Origin of the sequence: Sphaerisporangium perillae (genome assembly GCF_023276435.1) — a bacterium.
Taxonomy (GTDB): domain Bacteria; phylum Actinomycetota; class Actinomycetes; order Streptosporangiales; family Streptosporangiaceae; genus Sphaerisporangium; species Sphaerisporangium perillae.
Genome location: NZ_JALLPO010000022.1, coordinates 129704 through 148605, shown reverse-complemented (window position 1 = coordinate 148605; position 18902 = coordinate 129704). Strand labels below are relative to the sequence as shown.

The following is an 18902-nucleotide window of genomic DNA, read 5'->3' as shown; positions in this document are numbered from 1 at the left end:
TGGCGATGAGGGCCGCATTCGGACAGGCCCTACCGCTGCCGGGAGCGTGAACGATGGACACGGTACGCGGGCGCCTGCGGGTCTACCTGGGGGCCGCCCCCGGCGTCGGCAAGACCTACGACATGCTCTGCCAGGGCCGCCGAGCCCTGGCACGCGGCCGGGACGTGGTGGTCGGCCTGGTGGAGACGCACGGCCGCGCCCGGACCGCCGAACTGCTGGAGGGCATGGAGGTGCTCCCCCGCAGGACGCTGTCCTACCGGGGAAGCACCTTCACCGAGCTGGACGTGGACGCGGTGATCGCCCGCAAGCCGAAGATCGTCCTGATCGACGAGCTGGCGCACACCAACGTGCCGGGCTCGCGCAACGCCAAGCGCTGGCAGGACCTCGAGGAGATCCTGGACGCCGGCATCGACGTGATCTCCACTGTGAACATCCAGCACCTGGAGTCGCTCAACGACGTCGTCGAGCAGATCGCCGGGGTGCCGCAGCGCGAGACCGTCCCCGACGAGGTGGTCCGGCAGGCCGACCAGGTCGAGCTGGTCGACATGTCCCCCGAGGCGCTGCGCCGCCGGCTGGCCCACGGCAACGTCTACCCGCCCGAGAGGATCGACGCCGCCCTGTCCAACTACTTCCGCGAGGGCAACCTGACCGCGCTGCGCGAACTCGCGCTGCTCTGGGTCGCGGGCAAGGTGGACGAGCAGCTGGAGCGCTACCGCGCCGACCACGGCATCGCCGGCACCTGGGAGACCCGCGAGCGGGTCGTGGTCGCGCTGACCGGCGGCCCGGAAGGCGACACGCTCGTACGGCGGGCCGCGCGCATCGCCGCCCGCACCAAGGGCGCCGACCTGCTGGCGGTCCACGTCACCCGCTCCGACGGTCTCACCGGCGCCGATCCAGCCCACCTGGCCCGGCAGCGCGCCCTGGTGGAGAGCATGGGCGGCAGCTACCACCAGGTGGTGGGCGAGGACGTCTCGCGCGCCCTGCTGGACTTCGCCGGCGGCGTCAACGCCACCCAGCTGGTGCTGGGCGCCTCCCGCCGGGGCCGCTTCGCCCAGTTGCTGTCGCCGGGCGTCGGGGTGACCACGACCGCGCGGTCCGGCACCGTCGACGTCCACATGATCACCCACGAGGAGATCAGCAAGGGCCGGCTGCGGGCGCCGCGCTCCCGTGCCGCGCTCACCCGCAGGCGGCGGCTGGCCGGGTGGGCGCTGGCCCTCGCCGGTATGCCCGCCCTGGCCGCGGCGCTGGTCCCCATGCGCGATGTGCTGACACTGCCCAGCGAGATCCTGCTGTTCCTGCTGATGGTCGTCGGCGTCGCCGTCATCGGCGGCACCTGGCCGGCGATCACCGCGGCGGTGGGCGGATTCGCGCTGCTCAACTGGTACTTCACCCCGCCTCTGCACACGCTGACCGTGTCCGAGCCGGAGAACCTGTTCGCACTCCTCACCTTCGTGGTGGTCGCGGCCACGGTCAGCGCCATCGTGGACCTGGCGGCCCGCCGTACCCGGGAGGCCGCCCGGGCCGGCGCCGAGGCGGAGGTGCTGTCCACGCTCGCCGGGCACGTGCTGCGCGGAGAGGCCGCGCTGCCGTCCCTGCTGGCCCGGCTGCGCGAGACCTTCGCCCTGACCTCGGTCACCCTCCTGGAACGGACCGGGCCGCCGGGGCCCGACGACCGCTCCGACACGCGGGCATGGAGGATCGTCGCCACGTCCGGCGGGCCGCCCTGTGCCAGCCCGGACGCCGCCGACACCGACGTGGTCATCGACGAGCACCTGGTGCTCGCGGCTCGGGGGCAGCTGCTGGACGCCTCCGACCGCCGGGTCCTGGAGGCGTTCGCCGCCGAGGCCGCCGTCGCCCTCCGCCAGGAACGCCTGCGCCAGGAGGCCGAAGCGGCCAAGCCGCTGGCCGAGGCCGACAAGATGCGCACCGCCCTGCTGGCCGCCGTCAGCCATGACCTGCGCACCCCGCTCGCCTCGGCCAAGGCGGCGGTGGACAGCCTGCGCGGAACGGAGATCGACTGGTCCCCGCAGGACCGCGCCGAGCTGCTGGCCACCGCCGGCGAATCCCTGGACACGCTCGACCGGCTGGTGGCCAACCTGCTCGACATGAGCCGCCTGCAGGCCGGAGTGCTCGGCCTGACCCTCCAGCCCATGGCCGTGGAGGAGATCATGCCGCGGGCCGTCCGCGATGTGGGGCCGTTCGGCGACCGCATCGAGGAGGACCTCCCGGTGGACCTCCCCGAGATCGTCGCCGACGCCGCCCTGCTCGAGCGCATCCTGGTCAACCTGCTGTCGAACGCCGTGCGCTACAGCCCGCCGGAGCACAAGGTGCTGGTCACCGCCAGCCGGTACGGTGATCATGTGGAGATCCGCGTGATCGACCGCGGTCCCGGCATCCCGCGCGGGGCCCACGACCGGGTCTTCCTGCCGTTCCAGCGCCTGGGCGACCGCGACAACCATTCCGGCGTCGGCCTGGGCCTCGCGCTCGCGCGCGGGCTGGCCGAGGCCATGGGCGGCACGCTCGTTCCCGACGAGACCCCAGGAGGCGGCCTCACCATGATCCTCTCCATGCCCGTCTCGCCGGCCTCGGGAGCGATGTACGCCGAGGAGGACCGATGACGCGCCTCCCCCTGCCCATCTCACCGGCCCCAGCGGCGACGCGCACCGGGGAGGACCGATGACGCGGGTCCTGGTCGTCGACGACGAGCCGCAGCTCCTGCGGGCCCTGCGCATCAACCTGCTCGCCCGCCACTACGAGGTCGCGGTGGCCGGCGACGGTGGCACCGCTCTGCGCGAGGCCGCGCAGTTCCATCCCGACGTGGTCCTGCTGGACCTGGGCCTGCCCGACCTCGACGGGGTGGAGGTGATCCACGGCCTGCGCGGCTGGACCCGCGTGCCGATCGTCGTGCTGTCGGGCCGGGCCGGCAACCAGGACAAGATCGAGGCGCTGGACGCCGGCGCCGACGACTACGTCACCAAGCCGTTCGACATCGAGGAGCTGTTCGCCCGCATCCGGGCCGTCACCCGGCGTTCGGCGGCGCATGGGGAGGAGCCGGCGCGGATCCGCATCGGCGACCACATGGTCGACCTGACCACCAAGACGGTCTCGGGGAACGTGCGCCTGACCCCCACCGAGTGGCACATGCTGGAGCTGCTGCTGCGCAACCCGGGCAAGCTCGTCAGCCAGCGCCAGATCCTCGCCGAGGTGTGGGGCGCCGCCTACGCCAAGGAGACGCACTACCTGCGCCAGTACATGGCCCAGCTGCGCAGGAAGCTGGAACGCGACCCCGCCCGCCCGGTGCACCTGATCACCGAACCGGGCATGGGCTACCGCTTCACCCCCTGAACGGCGCGGCGGGACACGGCATATGAGCCCGCGCCCGCCGGGAATCCGCCGCATACTGGTCAGCGGAAGCCCTCCCGCGACGGCGCCACAGAACGGCCGGCGCGGGCTCCGGGCAGCGGGATCGATCGCGGAGGCGATGGCGATGGACAACGGCGGGCTGATCCTGCTGATCTTCCTGGCGTTCCTGTTCGCGTGGCTGCTCAACCGCGTACGCAAGGCGCTGCGGTTCGGGCCGGTGGCCTACGCCGGAGTGATGATCACCTTCGCCATCGTGGTGCTCGCCCTCTACACCCAGACCCAGCGCTGAGAGCCGCGCCGCCCTGAGCCTCCGCTAGTGGGAACTGCCCTCTAGCAGCACCCGGGCGACCAGTTCGGGGTCGTCGCTCATCGGGACGTGGCCGCAGCCTCGAAGCAGCTTCACCCGTTGCTCCGACCACTTCGCGGCCCGTACGGCCTGCCGCCGGAGCAGGAGCCGGTCGTGCTCGCCCCAGGCGATCGTGATCGGCACCTTCGGCCGGCCCGGAGGGACGACCGCGCGGAACGAGCGAAGCGTCTCGTCGAAACCGACCGCGTCGCGAAGCGCCCGGCCACCCGCGATCACCGCTTCGGGGGTCATCCGCGCGGGGCGGGCGACGATGAACCCCATCGACATCGTCCGGCCCACCGCCGACCTGGCCAGTGCCTCCGTGCGCTCGGGCGGCATCGTCCGGGTGAGCCCGCGCAGGGCCAGCAGCATGGCCTGCGCCAGCCTGGCCTCGGACGGCACCCAGAACCCGGCCGGTGACAGCGCCGTGGCCGTACGCACGACGCCGCGGGCGGCCAGCGTCAGCGCGACGTAGCCGCCCAGGGAGTTGCCCGCCACGTGCGGGTCGCGTACCCCGAGGTGCGCGCAGAACGACTCGACGGCGTCGGCGAGGGTCTCGGGGGTGTACGGCGTCCCCGCCGGAAGCGGCGGGGAGACGCCGAACCCGGGGAAGTCGACGGCGATCACGTCACGCGATCGGGCCAGCAGGTCGATGACCGGCTCCCATGCCTGCCAGTGATGACCTATGCCGTGCAGCAGCACCAGAGGCGGGCCGTCGCCGCGCCGCTCGAAGGCCAGTTCCATGCGCCCGAGTCAAACACCCATTGCCTTACCTGTCACCGGTCATTTCTTTGCATGTCCGGATATCGACAAGCGTGGCTCTCGTCCGTCAGCCGGTGGTCACGGGCTCCTGGAGTTCGGTGACCCACTCGTCCGTGTTCTCGCCGACCTCGAGGTAGAGCTCACGGTTGTACCCGGCCGAGCGGTACCCGTGGGCGTCGATCCAGCGGGCCAGGGTCTGGACCGACGGCATGACGTCGTCCATCGAGCCGAGAGGGCGACCGGTGAAAGAGGAGGTCAGCGCCCTCGGGTCGGGATTTCGAACCAGACGGCCTTGCCCTCTTTGGTGGGGCGGGAGCCCCAGCGCCTGGCGAGCTGGTCGACGAGGTAGAGGCCCCGGCCGCCCTCGTCGTTCTCTCCGGCGCTGCGGATGCGGGGCAGGCGCAGGTCCTGGTCGAAGACCTCGACCCAGATGGACTCCTCGCCCCTGCGCAGCCGGAGCGTGAACTCCTTCTCGTTGACGATCTCGTTGTCGAAGCCGGGCACGTCCCAGGACTCGTCGAACGGCAGCGGCGGCCCGTCCAGGACCAGCTCCCTGCGGGGGACGGAGGCGCTGGCGGCGTGCAGCACGACGTTGGTGACGACCTCGGAGACCAGCAGGCAGGCCAGCTCGACGCGCTCGTCGGGGACCCCCCAGGTGGCGAAGGCCTCCGACGCCATGCGCCGGGCCTCGCCCACCATGATCGGCTGAGCGGGGAAGGTGCGCTCCTCGAACTTCAGCTCCTTGCCCGCGGAGCGGATCACCAGGATCGCCATGTCGTCGTCGATCTCGCCGGGGACGGCGACCGTGGCGGCGTCGGCGATGCGCTCGACGGTGTCGGCCGAGGCCTTGGCGACCTCCTCGCACAGGATGCGCAGGGTCTCGTCGTCGTTGAGCGGCGACTCGCCGGACTCGCGGACGGGACGGCGGTCGACCAGGCCGTCGGTGTAGAGCAGGAGCGCGGCCCCGGGTGGCAGGACGCGGCTCTCCTCCTTGTACACGAGGTCGGCGTGCATGCCCTTGGCGTTGACGCCGAGCGGCTGGCCGACCTCGGAGATGTCCAGCTCGGTGACCACGCCGTCGACGATCAGCAGGGGCGGGGAGTGGCCGGCGTTGGCGAACGACAGCTGGCGCGACCACGCGTCGTACACGAGGTACTGGCAGGTGACGATCGGCGGGGTGCTGACGTCGGCGCCGTAGTCGTCGTGCTCGGGCGCGGCGATGATGCGCGTCCACTCGTTGAGCCGGGCCAGGATGTCGGCCGGGGACTTGTCGTCCTGGGCGAAGGCGCGCAGCGCGGCCCTGAGCTGGCCCATGACGGCGGCGGCCTTGGCTCCGCGGCCCTCGACGTCGCCGATCACGATGCCGACCCGGCCGGCCGACAGCGGGATCACGTCGTACCAGTCGCCGCCCACCTGGGTCTGGATGCCCTGGCCGTGCGAGGCGAGCGGGGCGGCGGGGTAGTAGCGGACCGCGATGTCCAGGCCGTCGAGCTGCGGAAGCTCGCGCGGCAGGAGGTACTTCTGGAAGGACTCGGCGGTGTGCCGCTCCTCCTCGAACAGCAGCGCGTTGTCGACGGCTATCGCGACCCTGGTGGCGATGGCGCCGACGAAGTCACGGTCGAAGGCGTCGTAGTGCGGCGAGCGCCGGTCGGTGAGGTTGGACATGCCGAGGTACATCAGGCCGAGGGTCTCGCCGCGCGCGCACAGCGGCGCGACGATGGCCGAGGTCATGCCGATCTCGCCGCAGAGCCTGCTGCTGCCCTCGCCGGGCGAGGGGTAGCTGTTCTGCGCGAAGTCCTCGACGATGATGGTCTCCTGGCGGCGGAGAGCGATCTCGGCGTAGTGACCGGCCGGGTAGTGGATCTCCGAGCCGACGGGGCGCCAGGTGTCCGGTGGAGGTGTCCAGCCCTGCACGTGGGTGGAGACCTTGCGGATGAGCCGGTCGCCCTCGGTCAGCTCGATGAAGCAGTGGTCGGCGAACTGGGGCACCAGCATCTCGGCGACGCGGTTGAGCGTCTCTTCGACGTACAGGGAGCTGGCGAGCCGTTCTCCGATGCGCTCCAGGAGGCCGAAGCGGTCCTTCTCGCGCTCGTTGCTGCGCATCGCCTCGCGGGCGGTGATGACGATGCCGGTGACCGAACCGGAGGGATGCCGCAGGGGGACGGCCTGTGCCCGGACGTAGATGATGGTGCCGTCGGCGCGCACCACGTCGAAGGTGCCCTCCCAGACCCCGCCCTTGAGGACGTGCTTGGCCAGCTCGACGGCCAAGGGGTGGTCCTTCTCCATGATGCCTAAGGAAAGGACGGTCTGGTCGGCGCCCGCGGGCCGGTCGGGGCGGCCGAACAGCCGCTCGGCGAACGGGTTCCAGTAGAGGACATTGCTGAAGCGGTCGGTGACCACGACGCCCATCTCGGCATGGTCGAGGACCGACTCCGGCGTAAGGTGATCGGCCGCGTCCTGGGAGAGATCCCCCCATCGCTTCATCTGGCGGCCACCCCTCGAAGGGGGTCATACGCAAAGACGACCACGTGCGCTCCTGCAGCAGCCTCGGCGGCTAGGCGGTGTCTACCCGGAGGCCCCGGGAAGGCGGGGTTGTGGGACAAGGGAAAGTGGAACCCCCCACTGGGATGCAACCGAACACGCCCTGACCGGTCAGCGTTTGGAGACGAAGACATGCGCGGCGACATCACGCGGGAACTCCGCGGGAATGTTGTGCGCTTCATCGTCACCTGTCACCCGTACACCGTCGTCGCTCGCCGCGAGCGTCACCTCGCGTCCGGGTTGTATCCCAACTTGCTTGAGTTTAAGCATCACAGCGGGATCACTTTGCACTTGTTCGCTAATTCGCCGCACGACTACGGGTATGTCTCTGGGTCCGGCAAGATCCGCCATCGCCGAGATCACCTCATCGGCGGACGGATCGGGCTTTTTGACCCCCAGCTCGTCCAGACCCGGGATGGGGTTGCCATGGGGGCAGCTGACCGGGTTGTCGAGCAGGCTGACAAGGCGCGCCTCCACCGACTCGGACATGACGTGCTCCCAGCGGCAGGCCTCGACGTGCACGTCTTCCCAGGGGAGACCGATGACCTGGGTGAGAAGGCACTCGGCCAGGCGGTGCTTGCGCATCACGCGGGTGGCGAGCGTGCGCCCGAGGTCGGTCATGGTCAGGTGGCGGTCACCTTCGACACGGACAAGGCCGTCACGCTCCATGCGAGCCACCGTCTGGCTGACCGTCGGGCCGCTCTGCTGCAGCCGCTCGGCGATGCGGGCGCGGAGAGGTGTGATCCCCTCCTCCTCCAACTCGAAGATGGTGCGGAGGTACATCTCGGTGGTGTCGATCAGGCCGTGTGCGGTCAAGGCTCCTCCCCTCCAAGTATCGATGCTACGTCCGGCTCCCGCAGGTGACAGTCCTGTCCAGACAGGCTGAGGGTGCTCTCCACGGGGAAACGGATTGGCGTCCGATCAGAGCTTACGCAGACCTACCGACACAACGGTTCGAGACGGGGAACGACGACCGCGGCAGCGGAAGCACGTGACTCCTCCTCTAGGATCGCATCCTTCGTGAGCGGCGTCGCGCGAACTCACGGAACGTGATCTCTCAAGGCCGGCGAAGCGTTGCCATCCACAACCCCCGCGACCGGCGAACCCATCCCGATCTCCGTCATCGCGACCGGCGAACCCATCCCGAGCGCCGTGAGTCCCTCGGGCTCAGCTCCGCGTGAGCACGTCGGCCGTCGCGTCGTACTTCCTGAAGGCGGGTACGGCGAACCCCACGACCAGCACGAGCGCGGCGCAGAGCAGCCCGCCGCCCGCCCAGGCGGGGACGAGCCCGAAGGCGCCCGCCGTCGCGCCCGCCCGCAGGTCCCCCAGCCGGGGCCCGCCCGCGACGACGACCATGAAAACCCCTTGCAGGCGCCCGCGCATCTCGTCGGGGGCGTACGTCTGCAATATCGTCTGCCGCCAGACGGCCGAGACCAGGTCGATGGCGCCTCCGACGGCGAGCAGCGCGACGATCAGCCACAGTGGCTGCGCGAACGCCGCCGCCGTGACCGTCAGGCCCCACAGCGCGATCACGATGGTCAGCGCCACGCCCTGGCGCCGCACCCGGCCCACCCAGCCGGAGAACAGCCCCGCCGCCACGGCGCCGATGGCCAGGCTGGCCGACAGCCAGCCGAAGGCGACGGCCGACCCGCCGAAGCGCTCGGCCGTGAGCTCGGGGTACAGGGCCCTCGGCATCGCGAAGGCCATCGCGATGATGTCGACCACGAAGGACATCATCACGATCGGCCGGCTCGCGATGTACCGGAGGCCGTCGACGACCGACCGCAGGCCCGGCCGGGCCACCTCGCCGATCGGGCCGAGCCGTGGCAGCCGGACGGCGGCGTAGAACCCGGTCCCGAACAGGACGGCGTCGATGAGGTACGCCGTCGCGTACCCCGACTTGGCGAGCACGACGCCGGCCAGCAGCGGGCCGAGCACCGAGCCGACGCTGCTCACCAGGAAGTTCAGCGTGTTGGCCGCGGCGACCCGCTCGGCGGGCACGAGCCTTGGGATGATCGCCCCGCGCGTCGGCGAGGTGACCGCGAACCCGGTCGACTGGACGGCGACCGCGGCGAGGACGAAGTAGATGTTCGCGAGCCCCGACCAGGCGTGCAGGAGAAGGGCCGCCGTGGCCAGCCAGGCGACCACCGAGCCGGCGAGCAGCAGCCTGCGGCGGTCGACGGCGTCGGCGACGGCGCCGCCCCACAGGCCGAAGACCACGAGCGGGATGAGGTTCGCCGGACCGAGCAGCCCCACCCAGAGCGAGGACCCGGTGATGTCGTACACCTGGGCGCTGACCGCCACGGATGTGAGCTGGAAGCCGATGAACGAGACGCCCTGTCCCAGCAGCAGACGACGGTAGGCGGGGACGCGCAGCGGGCGGGTGTCGACGGCGACACGTTTCAGGGCCGACTGGAGGACACCCGGCATTCCCACCTCACCAACCCGGACAAACGAAAGATATCCGGACACTTTACCCAGGTGACGGAGGGCGACGACGCACGGGGCGGCCGCCACGGCCCGGAAGACCTCGGGCGACGGCTCACGGGGCGAGGCGTTCCACGACCCACGCGTCTCCCGCGCGCCGGTAGCGCAGCCGGTCGTGCATCCGGTCGACCTGGCCCTGCCAGAACTCCACCTCCGCCGGCACCACCCGGAAGCCGCCCCAGAAGTCCGGCATCGGCGGATCTTCCGGCCAGCGCTCGGCCAGCTCGCGGTAGCGCTCGTCCAGCTCCTCGCGCGACCGCGCGACCGCGGACTGCCGGGAGGCCCACGCCCCGATACGCGAGCCGTACGGGCGAGAATGGAAGTAGGCGGCGGAATCCTCCCGCGGCAGCCGCACGACCGGGCCCTCCACTCGCACCTGGCGGCGCAGCGGGTGCCATGGGAAGACCAGGCAGGCGCGGGGGTTCTCCGCCAGATCACGGCCCTTGCGCGACTCGTAGTTGGTGTAGAAGACGAAACCCTCCTGGTCGTAGCCCTTGAGCAGGACGGTTCTGGCGGTCGGCCGGCCCCCGGCGGAGGAGGTGGCGAGCACCATGGCGTTCGGCTCAGGCAGCCCGGCGTCCACCGCGTCGGCGAACCATGACGCGAACTGCGTCACCGGATCGGCGGCGAGGTCCGCCTCGTTCAACGGCAGTCCCTCGTACGTACGGCGAAGCCCCGCGAACGGAGGCGGGCTCGATGCGGCATCCACAGACCGGTATTCTTCCGCGTCCGGCCCCATGGTCGAAGCGGCACCCCCTACCAGGGCGGATCGCGTTTCGGTGGGCCCTGCGGCAGAGCACTCAGGCCGAGGGGGTTGAATATGACCCGCCGGTATCTCGACATCAAGGCTTTGACTTCAAGAAAGGGAGGCGGCCGAGAATGTCCGACTTCAAACCCGGGCTGGAAGGCGTAGTAGCGTTCGAGACCGAGATCGCGGAACCGGACAAAGAAGGGGGCGCCCTGCGTTACCGGGGTGTCGACATCGAAGAGCTGGTCGGTCGCGTCTCCTACGGACACGTCTGGGGCCTGCTGGTCGACAACAAGTTCAAGCCGGGCCTCCCCCCGGCCGAGCCTTACCCCATTCCTGTCCACTCCGGTGACATCCGCGTCGACGTCCAGAGCGCCCTGGCCATGCTGGCCCCGGCGTACGGCTTCCGCCAGCTGCTCGACATCAGCGAAGACCAGGCCCGCGAGGATCTCGCCCGCGCATCGGTCACCGCGCTCTCCTTCGTCGCCCAGTCCGCTCGCGGGCTCGGCCTCCCCATGGTGCCTCAGTCGCGCGTCGACGAGGCCGAGTCGATCGTCGAGCGGTTCATGATCCGCTGGCGCGGCGAGCCGGACCCCAGCCACGTCAAGGCCATCGACGCCTACTGGACCTCCGCCGCCGAGCACGGCATGAACGCCTCCACGTTCACCGCCCGCGTCATCGCCTCCACCGGCGCCGACGTCGCCGCTGCCCTGTCGGGCGCGGTGGGCGCCATGTCCGGCCCGCTGCACGGCGGAGCCCCCGCCCGCGTGCTGCACATGATCGAAGAGGTCGAGCGCATCGGCAGCGCGGAGGCCTACGTCAAGCAGGCCCTCGACAGCGGCGACCGCCTGATGGGCTTCGGCCACCGCGTCTACCGTGCCGAGGACCCCCGCGCCCGCGTGCTGCGCCGCACCGCCCAGGAGCTGAACGCGCCCCGCTACGAGGTCGCGTGCGCGCTGGAGAAGGCCGCGCTGGCCGAACTGCACGCCCGCAAGCCCGACCGGGTCCTGGCGACCAACGTGGAGTTCTGGGCAGCGATCATCCTCGACTTCGCCGAGGTGCCCCCGCACATGTTCACCTCGATGTTCACCTGCGCCCGCACGGCCGGGTGGGCCGCGCACATCCTGGAGCAGAAGCGCACGGGCAGGCTCGTCCGGCCCAGCGCGAAGTACGTAGGTCCCCCGCAGCGCTCGATCAACGACGTCCCCGGAGCCGACGAGGTCATCGGCGAGAACTGACCCGCCTGGACACGACGCCCGTTCAGGGCCCGCAGCCCCCGCGTTGCGGGCCTTTCGCGCGCCTGCGGCCAGGCCGGTCCCGCGCCCGGCGTCTCAGCCGGACGCGCGCCAGATCTCATTATCCGGACCCGAGGCGTGAGCACCGGGGCGGCTCACTACCCTTGGTTAGGTGGCTGACATCGAGATTCCCGCTGAATTGAAGCCCGCGGATGGCCGTTTCGGCTGCGGGCCTTCCAAGGTTCGCCCCGAGCAGCTCGCCGCCCTGGCCGCCGCCGGCGCGAGCGTGATGGGCACCTCCCATCGCCAGAAGCCGGTCAAGAACCTCGTCCGCCGGGTCCGTGAGGGCCTGTCCGACCTGTTCTCGCTCCCCGAGGGGTACGAGGTCGTGCTCGGCAACGGCGGCACGACGGCGTTCTGGGACATCGCGGCCTTCGGGCTCATCAAGGAGAAGTCCCAGCACCTGCACTTCGGCGAGTTCTCGTCGAAGTTCGCGAGCGTCGCCGCCAAGGCGCCGTGGCTCGGCGAGCCGACCGTGATCAAGTCCGAGGTCGGCACCCACCCGCAGGCCACCTTCGAGGCCGGGGTGGACGTCTACGCGCTCACCCACAACGAGACCTCCACCGGCGTCGCCATGCCGATCAAGCGGGTGGGCGACGACGACTCGCTGGTGCTGGTCGACGCGACCTCAGGGGCCGGCGGCCTGCCCGTCGAGGCGAGCGAGTTCGACGTCTACTACTTCGCGCCGCAGAAGAGCTTCGCCTCCGACGGCGGCCTGTGGCTCGGGCTGTTCTCGCCGCGGGCGCTGGCCCGGGTGGCGGAGATCGCCGCCAGCGGCCGGTTCGTCCCCGAGTTCTTCAGCCTGCCGACGGCGATCGACAACTCGGCCAAGGACCAGACCTACAACACCCCGGCCGTGGCCACGCTGTTCCTGCTGGCCGACCAGCTCGACTGGATGAACGGCAACGGCGGCCTGGCCTGGACCACCGCGCGCACCGCCGACTCGGCGTCGAGGCTCTACAACTGGGCCGAGAAGACGTCCTACACCACGCCGTTCGTCGCCGATCCGGCCCAGCGTTCCAACGTCGTCGGCACCATCGACTTCGTGGCCGAGGTCGACGCCGCCGAGGTCGCCAAGGTGCTGCGGGCCAACGGCATCGTCGACACCGAGCCCTACCGCAAGCTCGGCCGCAACCAGCTCCGCGTCGCGATGTTCCCGGCCATCGACCCGGCCGACATCGAGGCGCTGACGGCCTGCGTCGACTACGTGGTCGAGCGGCTCTGACCTCAGGGCCGGATCCCGGATCCCGGATCCCGGCTCCCGGCTCCCGGCTCCGGCTTCAGGACGAAGGCGGCGGGATCCACCCGGGCCCTGGGACGTGCGGCTGCTCGCCGGTGCGGCGGGCCAGCTCCTCAAGCAGGCGCAGGGCGTCATCGAGGTCGACGCTCTGCGCGAAGCACGAGAGCACGGGGGCCCGGTCGTGGCTCTCCTCCAGGGCCGCCAGCATGACCGCCGTGACGTGCTCGTCGCGTGAGCGTCTGGCCGAGTAGCGGAAGGCCTTGCGCTCGGCCGTACGGCTCAGCAGGCCCTTCCTGACGAGGCGCTCGGCGACGGTCTGCACCGTGGTGTAGGCGAGCGGCTTGCCGGCGTTCGCGTTCAGCGCTCCTTGCACCTCACGGACGAGCAAGGGATGAGTGGAGTCCCAGAGCACCTCCATGATGGCGCGCTCCAAGGACCCCAGGCTATTCACGCCGCCATTCTCTCCCACGGGCCACCGCCATGCCAGTTGAGATCATTTTTTGGCGTTTTTTCGGGATAGAACGGCGTCGGCCATTCCACGCTCCCGCCGGTGGACGGCCGCATTCACGCGAGCACCGCCCGCCGCTTCCGGCGCAGCGTCCAGGCGGCGATCACCCCGCCGACGAGCCCGAACAGGTGGGCCTGCCAGGAGATGCCCGGCTGGCCGGGCAGCACGCCCCAGATGAGCGAGTAGTACAGCACGGCGACCCCGATGCCCAGCACGATGTCGAGCAGGTGCCGGTCGAAGAGGCCCCGCGTGACGACGTACCCGAAGTAGCCGAACACCAGCCCGCTCGCGCCGACGGTCACCCCGGGAGGGCTGAGGAACCACACCCCGAGCCCGCTCAGCACGATGATGATCAGGCTGGCCACGAAGAAGCGCCCCAGGCCGCGCAGGGCGGCGAGGAAGCCCAAGATGGCCAGCGGCACGGTGTTCGCCATGAGGTGGGCGAACCCGGCGTGCAGGAACGGGGCGAGCAGGATGCCGCCCAGGCCGTGCACGTCCTGGGACCGGATGCCGTACAGGTCGAGGTTCTCGGGCAGCACGTAGTCGGTGATCTCGACGGCCCACTCGACGCCGATCAGGAGCGCGACGACGATGGCGGCCCCGAGGGCCCCGGTGACCAGGTCGACCACGCGCCGCTTGACCATCTCACCGGAGGATCGGCCGGCCGCCTTCACTCCGGTCGCGTAGTCGCTCATCGCTCTCCTCATATGACGGCCTTGGAACGCTTTTCGTCCTCCCTTTACCGTACGCGGACCGTGTTTAACCCGCGATTTCCCGCGAGACGCGAAAAAGGCGCATGTTGCCCGCAATGCGACAACATGCGCCTTCTGCCCGGTCGGCGGCGAAAGATCACCCGCCGCCGATGGCGATCATTTCGCGGAGGTGCTCACTCCCCGGTCCATTTCGGCGCGCGCTTCTCCGCGAAGGCCGCGGCGCCCTCCATCGCGTCCTTGGACCCGAACACCGGGTTCATGATCTCCGCCTGCCGCGCGAACATCTGGTCCAGGGGCCAGTCGGCCGACTCGACCAGGATGCGCTTGGTGGCCAGCAGCGACAGCGGCGCGTTGGCCGCGATCTTCACGGCGAACTCCTTGGCCGCCGCCAGCGCGCCGCCCGCCGGGGTCACCTGGTTCACCAGGCCCAGCTCGCGCAGCCGGGACGCCGAGTAGTGATCGCCCGTGAGGGCGATCTCCATCGCGATGTGGTAGGGGATGCGGCGCGGCAGGCGCATGACGCCGCCCGCACCGGCCACCAGACCGCGCTTGGGCTCGGGCAGGCCGAACTTCGCCTCCTCGGAGGCGATGATGATGTCGCAGGACAGCGCCAGCTCGAAGCCACCGGCGAGCGCGTAGCCCTCCACGGCGGCGATGATGGGCTTCTTCGGCGGAGCCTCGGTGATGCCGCCGAAGCCGCGCCCCTTGACCGCCGGGAAGTCACCGGTCAGGAACCCCTTGAGGTCCATGCCGGCGGAGAAGTTGCCGCCCTCGCCGGTCAGGACGTACACGGAGACGTCCTTGCGCTCCTCCAGCTCGTCCAGGGCCGCGACGACGCCACGCGCGACGGCTCCGTTGATGGCGTTCCTGGCCTTCGGCCTGTTGATCGTGATGACGGCGATGCCACCGTCGACCTCGACGAGAACCTCGTCAGACACCCTTACCTCCGGTTCGCGGTCTCACTTGGGCTGGAAGCGGATCCCGCCGTCGAAGCGGATGACCTCGCCGTTCATGTAGTCGTTCTCGACGAGCGCCCGCACCAGGTGGCCGAACTCCGACGCCCGGCCCATGCGCTTGGGGAACGGCACCGGCGCGGCCAGCTTGGCCTTGAAGGCCTCCGACTCCGGCCCCGAGCCGTAGATGGGGGTGTCGATGATGCCCGGGCAGATCGTCAGCACCCGCACGCCGATCGCCGCGAGGTCGCGGGCGGCCGGCAGGGTCATGCCGATGATGCCGCCCTTGGAGGCGGAGTACGCCACCTGGCCGGTCTGGCCCTCAATGCCGGCGACCGACGCGGTGTTGATGACCACGCCACGCGCTCCGTCGGCGTCGGCCGGCTCGGTCTTGCCCATGGCCGCCGCGCCGATGCGCATGAGGTTGAAGGTGCCGATCAGGTTGATGTCGATCACCTTGCGGTAGCTGGCCAGGTCGTGCGGGCTGCCGTCCCTGCCCACCGTCCGGGACGCCCAGCCGATGCCCGCGCTGTTGATGACGGCGCGGAGGGGCTTGCCGGTCGCCACGGCGGCGTCGACGGCCGCCTGGACCGAGGCCTCGTCGGAGACGTCGGTCTGCACGAAGACGCCGCCGAGCTCGTCGGCGATCGCCTTGCCACGCTCGGCGTTCAGGTCGGCGATGACGACGGTGGCGCCCGCCGCCGCGAGCTCGCGCGCCGAGGCCTCACCGAGGCCGCTGGCACCGCCTGAGATGATTGCTGCTGCTCCGTTCAGGTCCATATCCCGGACCTTAACGTGGCAACCGAATGAAGTTCTACTGGGGGTGACTCAAATCTCGGCCGAGATGGCGGCATCCACGTCGGGGTAGACCTTGATGCGCCGGTCGAGGCCGGTCGTGCGCAGGATGCGGGCCACCGGCGCCTGCGGAGCGGCCAGGCTGACCCCGCCCCCCTCGCCGGTCGCCAGGCGCCAGGCCTCGATGAGCACCGACAGGCCACTGGAATCCATGAAGGACAAGGCGCCGAGGTCGAGCACCAGGCGGTTGCCGTCCTGCTTGATCGCATCGCGCACCTCGTCACGCAGGAATGGCGCCGTGAACAGATCCAGCTCGCCCTCGACAGCCACGACAACGGCGTCTCCGAACGCACGCCGCGCCAGCCGCAGCTTCATGTGGTACCTCCTCGCGGGCCCACTTTACTTCGCAATCACCGCGCGAAAGGTCGCACGGCCATATGATCGTCAGATTTCTCCAACCGACCGTCAGATCCCCACCACGGTCAGTGGCGGGCGCGAGGGCGGTCAGTACGGCTGCGGGGCGACCGCGAAGCCGTACGGGAGCTCCAGGCGGTGGGCGGCGAGCAGGCCGGGGTCGGCGAGGAGGTCACGGGTCGCCCCGTCGGCCGCGATGACGCCTCCGGACAGGATGAGCGAGCGTTCGCACAGCTCAAGGGCGTAGGGCAGGTCGTGGGTGACCATCAGCACGGTGACGTCCAGCGACCGCAGGACCTCGGCGAGCTCCCGCCGGGAGGCCGGGTCGAGGTTGGACGACGGCTCGTCCAGCACCAGGATCTCGGGCCGCATGGCGAGCACCGTCGCGACCGCGACCCTGCGGCGCTGACCGAACGACAGGTGGTGCGGCGGCCGGTCGATGACGTCCGGCAGCCCGACCTGTTCGAGGGCCTCCTTCACCCGCAGCTCCAGCTCGGCGCCGCGCACCCCGAGGTTCGCCGGGCCGAACGCGACGTCCTCGCGCACCGTGGGCATGAACAGCTGGTCGTCGGGATCCTGGAACACGAGCCCGACCCGGCGGCGGATCTCGCCCAGCGTGTTCTTGCGCACGGGAAGGCCCGCCACCTCGACCACGCCGTGCCCCGCGGTCAGGATGCCGTTGAGGTGCATGACCAGCGTGGTCTTGCCCGCCCCGTTCGGCCCGAGCAACGCCACCCGCTCACCCCGCTCGATGGTCAGGTCGACGCCGTACAGCGCCTGGGTGCCGTCGGGGTAGGCGTAGGCCAGCTCGCTGACGCGCAGGGAAGGTGGTGGCATGCTCACGACACACTCCAGGAAAGTACGGCCGTCGCCAGCGCGGCCGCGGGAAGGAGCGCGGCGGTGGCCCAGCTCCGCGCCGAGGCGCCCAGGTCGTCGATGACCGGCATGGAACCGGTATATCCCCTGCTCAGCATCGCCAGATGCACCCGCTCTCCACGTTCGTAGGAACGGATGAACAGCGCCCCGGCCGACTTGGCGATGACCGGCAGATGCCGCACGTCACGCGCCACGAAGCCGCGCGACTCGCGGGCGACGCGCATCCTGCGCATCTCGTCGAGGATCACGTCCATGTAGCGCAGCATGAACATGGCGATCTGCACCAGCAGCGCCGGCAGCCGCAGCCGCTGCGCGCCGAGCAGCATCTTGCGGGGCTCGGTGGTGGCGGCGAGCAGGATGCTCGCCACGACGCCGAGGGTGGCCTTCGCCAGGATGTTCCAGGCGGCCCACAACCCCTCCGCACTGAGCGACAGGCCGAGCACCTCGACGCGCTCGCCCAGCCCGATGATCGGCAGCGCGACGGCGAACACCACGAAGGGCACCTCGATCACCATGCGCCGCAGCACGAACCTCGCCGGGACCTTGGCCACCGCGGCCACCGCCGCCAGCAGCAGGACGTAGACCCCGAAGGCCCAGAAGGCGTCCCTCGGCGTCGCGACCACGACCACGGCGAAGGCCGCCACCGCCGGCAGCTTGCACTGCGGCGGCAGCCGGTGGACGACCGTGTCCCCCGGCCGGTAGAGCTGGTGGGTGTGCCCGGCGCCCATTACGCGCTGACCTTCTCCCTGTCTCGGGTGCGGCGGCGCACGGTGTAGAAGATCGCGCCCCCGGCGAGCACGGTGATGCCGACGCCGGCGACCCCGGCGAGCCCCACGGCGAGCCGCTCGTTGCCGACGCCCTTGACGCCGTAGTCGGCGAGGGGCGAGTCGCCGAGCACGTGGCTCTGCTCGTTCGCGTTGAGCCCCTTGTCACCGGCGACCTTCTCCAGGCCGTCGGGGCTGCTGGAGGCGTAGAAGGACACGACGCCCGCCAGGAGCACGGCGACCAGCGCGCCGCCGATGAGAATCGGCCGTAGGCTCCGGGCCGGCGCGGGGGCCGGTTCGTCGATCACCTCGGTGCTGCGGCCGTCGGCCGTGCGCAGCAAGAGCCGGGTCTTCAGCCCGCGCGCCCCGTACACCAGGTCGGGCCGCACGGCGAGGACACTGCTGACGGTGAGCGCGGTGATCAGGCCCTCGCCGAGGCCGATCAGGACGTGCACCCCGCCCATGGCGATGGCCACCGACGACACGTCGATCGGGGCGGTGCCGCCGAGCCAGAACAGCACGGTGAAGCCCATCGCCGCGACCGGCACGGAGACGGCGGCCCCGATGAAGGCCGCGACCGAGACGGCGGCCCGGCTGCGGGGGGCGCTGCGGACGATCAGGCGGAACACCGTCCAGCCCACGGCGGCGGTCACGATCGCCATCAGCGTGATGTTGACGCCCAGCGCGGTGAGGCCGCCGTCCGCGAAGAAGAACCCCTGGACCAGCAGCACCACGGCCACGCATAGGACGGCCGTGTACGGCCCGACGAGCACCGCGGCGAGCGTGCCGCCCAGCAGGTGGCCGCTCGTGCCTGCCGCGACCGGGAAGTTGAGCATCTGGACGGCGAAGATGAACGCCGCCACCAGGCCCGCCATCGGTGCCGTGCGGTCGTCCAACTCGCGCCGCGCGCCGCGCAGGCACACGGCGAGCCCCGCCGCCGCGAAGGCGCCCGCGGCGATGGACACGGACGCATTGAAGAAACCGTCTGGTACGTGCACCAGGAGCCTCCGAGTAATCGAGTCGCCCCAACTCTAAGCCATCGGGTTGTAGGTGCAAGAGATTGGCATTAACGGCCGGAAGGGTGGGGATCCGGCCTC

19 protein-coding genes are annotated in these 18902 nt (G+C 70.7%); 5 read left to right on the top strand and 14 right to left on the bottom strand.

The features are described from left to right. Positions 1-53 precede the first annotated feature (53 nt). The 3 genes from MYF83_RS22605 to MYF83_RS22595 all read left to right on the top strand — a co-directional run bounded on the left by MYF83_RS22605 (position 54) and on the right by MYF83_RS22595 (position 3652). Complete coding sequence (locus MYF83_RS22605) at positions 54-2618, top strand: DUF4118 domain-containing protein (RefSeq protein WP_248962608.1); 2565 nt, start codon at positions 54-56, stop codon at positions 2616-2618. 58 nt (positions 2619-2676) lie between these two features. Continuing rightward, positions 2677-3345, top strand: coding sequence for a response regulator (locus tag MYF83_RS22600; RefSeq protein WP_248962607.1), 669 nt, complete (start codon positions 2677-2679; stop codon positions 3343-3345). Positions 3346-3481: 136 nt separating this feature from the next. Next, positions 3482-3652, top strand: a complete 171-nt coding sequence (locus MYF83_RS22595) for a hypothetical protein (protein ID WP_248962606.1) — start codon at positions 3482-3484, stop codon at positions 3650-3652. Positions 3653-3676: 24 nt separating this feature from the next. On the opposite strand, the gene MYF83_RS22590 is transcribed toward MYF83_RS22595, so the two are convergent. The 6 genes from MYF83_RS22590 to pdxH form a co-directional block, all read right to left on the bottom strand. Continuing rightward, positions 3677-4453 carry an alpha/beta fold hydrolase gene (locus MYF83_RS22590; RefSeq protein WP_248962605.1) on the bottom strand — a complete coding sequence of 259 codons (777 nt, stop codon included), beginning with the start codon at positions 4451-4453 and terminating at the stop codon, positions 3677-3679. An 85-nt stretch (positions 4454-4538) separates the two neighbouring features. Continuing rightward, a complete protein-coding gene (locus tag MYF83_RS22585; protein WP_248962604.1) occupies positions 4539-4682 on the bottom strand; it encodes a GyrI-like domain-containing protein in 144 nt (47 codons plus the stop codon). A gap of 44 nt (positions 4683-4726) precedes the next feature. Further along, on the bottom strand, positions 4727-6955 hold the full coding sequence (locus MYF83_RS22580; protein ID WP_248962603.1) for an ATP-binding SpoIIE family protein phosphatase: 2229 nt from the start codon (positions 6953-6955) through the stop codon (positions 4727-4729). A gap of 168 nt (positions 6956-7123) precedes the next feature. After that, positions 7124-7828 carry an iron-dependent transcriptional repressor DtxR gene (locus MYF83_RS22575; protein ID WP_279339891.1) on the bottom strand — a complete coding sequence of 235 codons (705 nt, stop codon included), beginning with the start codon at positions 7826-7828 and terminating at the stop codon, positions 7124-7126. A gap of 351 nt (positions 7829-8179) precedes the next feature. After that, the gene (locus MYF83_RS22570; RefSeq protein WP_248962602.1) at positions 8180-9442 is read right to left on the bottom strand and encodes an MFS transporter; all 1263 of its coding nucleotides are present in this window, start codon (positions 9440-9442) and stop codon (positions 8180-8182) included. Positions 9443-9554: 112 nt separating this feature from the next. After that, positions 9555-10208 carry a pyridoxamine 5'-phosphate oxidase gene (gene pdxH / locus MYF83_RS22565; RefSeq protein WP_248962601.1) on the bottom strand — a complete coding sequence of 218 codons (654 nt, stop codon included), beginning with the start codon at positions 10206-10208 and terminating at the stop codon, positions 9555-9557. A gap of 170 nt (positions 10209-10378) precedes the next feature. Between pdxH and MYF83_RS22560 the strand changes: the two genes are divergently transcribed. Beyond that, complete coding sequence (locus MYF83_RS22560) at positions 10379-11485, top strand: citrate synthase 2 (protein WP_248962600.1); 1107 nt, start codon at positions 10379-10381, stop codon at positions 11483-11485. A 169-nt stretch (positions 11486-11654) separates the two neighbouring features. After that, complete coding sequence (serC, locus tag MYF83_RS22555) at positions 11655-12767, top strand: phosphoserine transaminase (protein WP_248962599.1); 1113 nt, start codon at positions 11655-11657, stop codon at positions 12765-12767. A 55-nt stretch (positions 12768-12822) separates the two neighbouring features. Here serC and MYF83_RS22550 read toward each other — a convergent pair whose 3' ends face one another. The 8 genes from MYF83_RS22550 to MYF83_RS22515 all read right to left on the bottom strand — a co-directional run bounded on the left by MYF83_RS22550 (position 12823) and on the right by MYF83_RS22515 (position 18803). Further along, positions 12823-13233, bottom strand: a complete 411-nt coding sequence (locus MYF83_RS22550; protein WP_248962598.1) for a BlaI/MecI/CopY family transcriptional regulator — start codon at positions 13231-13233, stop codon at positions 12823-12825. Between the two features lie 113 nt (positions 13234-13346). After that, positions 13347-13985, bottom strand: coding sequence for a rhomboid family intramembrane serine protease (locus MYF83_RS22545; protein WP_248962597.1), 639 nt, complete (start codon positions 13983-13985; stop codon positions 13347-13349). A 191-nt stretch (positions 13986-14176) separates the two neighbouring features. Beyond that, complete coding sequence (locus tag MYF83_RS22540) at positions 14177-14941, bottom strand: crotonase/enoyl-CoA hydratase family protein (RefSeq protein ID WP_248962596.1); 765 nt, start codon at positions 14939-14941, stop codon at positions 14177-14179. Positions 14942-14962: 21 nt separating this feature from the next. Next, positions 14963-15736: an SDR family NAD(P)-dependent oxidoreductase gene (locus MYF83_RS22535; protein ID WP_248962595.1), complete on the bottom strand. Its 774-nt coding sequence runs from the start codon at positions 15734-15736 to the stop codon at positions 14963-14965. Positions 15737-15784: 48 nt separating this feature from the next. Further along, complete coding sequence (locus MYF83_RS22530; protein WP_248962594.1) at positions 15785-16126, bottom strand: STAS domain-containing protein; 342 nt, start codon at positions 16124-16126, stop codon at positions 15785-15787. A gap of 129 nt (positions 16127-16255) precedes the next feature. Next, positions 16256-17002: an energy-coupling factor ABC transporter ATP-binding protein gene (locus tag MYF83_RS22525; RefSeq protein WP_248962625.1), complete on the bottom strand. Its 747-nt coding sequence runs from the start codon at positions 17000-17002 to the stop codon at positions 16256-16258. Between the two features lie 2 nt (positions 17003-17004). Then, positions 17005-17769, bottom strand: a complete 765-nt coding sequence (gene cbiQ / locus MYF83_RS22520; RefSeq protein WP_248962593.1) for a cobalt ECF transporter T component CbiQ — start codon at positions 17767-17769, stop codon at positions 17005-17007. After that, the gene (locus MYF83_RS22515; RefSeq protein ID WP_248962582.1) at positions 17769-18803 is read right to left on the bottom strand and encodes an energy-coupling factor ABC transporter permease; all 1035 of its coding nucleotides are present in this window, start codon (positions 18801-18803) and stop codon (positions 17769-17771) included. Before MYF83_RS22515 ends, cbiQ begins: the two co-directional genes overlap by 1 nt. Positions 18804-18902 lie beyond the last annotated feature (99 nt).

Bases quoted from the DNA above. Each gene is read 5' to 3' on its own strand.
- MYF83_RS22570 (WP_248962602.1), bottom strand. From the start codon at position 9,442: ATGCCGGGTGTCCTCCAGTCGGCCCTGAAACGTGTCGCCGTCGACACC.
- MYF83_RS22605 (WP_248962608.1), top strand. From the start codon at position 54: ATGGACACGGTACGCGGGCGCCTGCGGGTCTACCTGGGGGCCGCCCCC.
- MYF83_RS22580 (WP_248962603.1), bottom strand. From the start codon at position 6,955: ATGAAGCGATGGGGGGATCTCTCCCAGGACGCGGCCGATCACCTTACG.
- MYF83_RS22585 (WP_248962604.1), bottom strand. From the start codon at position 4,682: ATGCCGTCGGTCCAGACCCTGGCCCGCTGGATCGACGCCCACGGGTAC.
- MYF83_RS22530 (WP_248962594.1), bottom strand. From the start codon at position 16,126: ATGAAGCTGCGGCTGGCGCGGCGTGCGTTCGGAGACGCCGTTGTCGTG.
- MYF83_RS22545 (WP_248962597.1), bottom strand. From the start codon at position 13,985: ATGAGCGACTACGCGACCGGAGTGAAGGCGGCCGGCCGATCCTCCGGT.
- MYF83_RS22600 (WP_248962607.1), top strand. From the start codon at position 2,677: ATGACGCGGGTCCTGGTCGTCGACGACGAGCCGCAGCTCCTGCGGGCC.
- MYF83_RS22595 (WP_248962606.1), top strand. From the start codon at position 3,482: ATGGCGATGGACAACGGCGGGCTGATCCTGCTGATCTTCCTGGCGTTC.
- MYF83_RS22535 (WP_248962595.1), bottom strand. From the start codon at position 15,736: ATGGACCTGAACGGAGCAGCAGCAATCATCTCAGGCGGTGCCAGCGGC.
- cbiQ (WP_248962593.1), bottom strand. From the start codon at position 17,769: ATGGGCGCCGGGCACACCCACCAGCTCTACCGGCCGGGGGACACGGTC.
- MYF83_RS22560 (WP_248962600.1), top strand. From the start codon at position 10,379: ATGTCCGACTTCAAACCCGGGCTGGAAGGCGTAGTAGCGTTCGAGACC.
- MYF83_RS22525 (WP_248962625.1), bottom strand. From the start codon at position 17,002: ATGCCACCACCTTCCCTGCGCGTCAGCGAGCTGGCCTACGCCTACCCC.
- MYF83_RS22590 (WP_248962605.1), bottom strand. From the start codon at position 4,453: ATGGAACTGGCCTTCGAGCGGCGCGGCGACGGCCCGCCTCTGGTGCTG.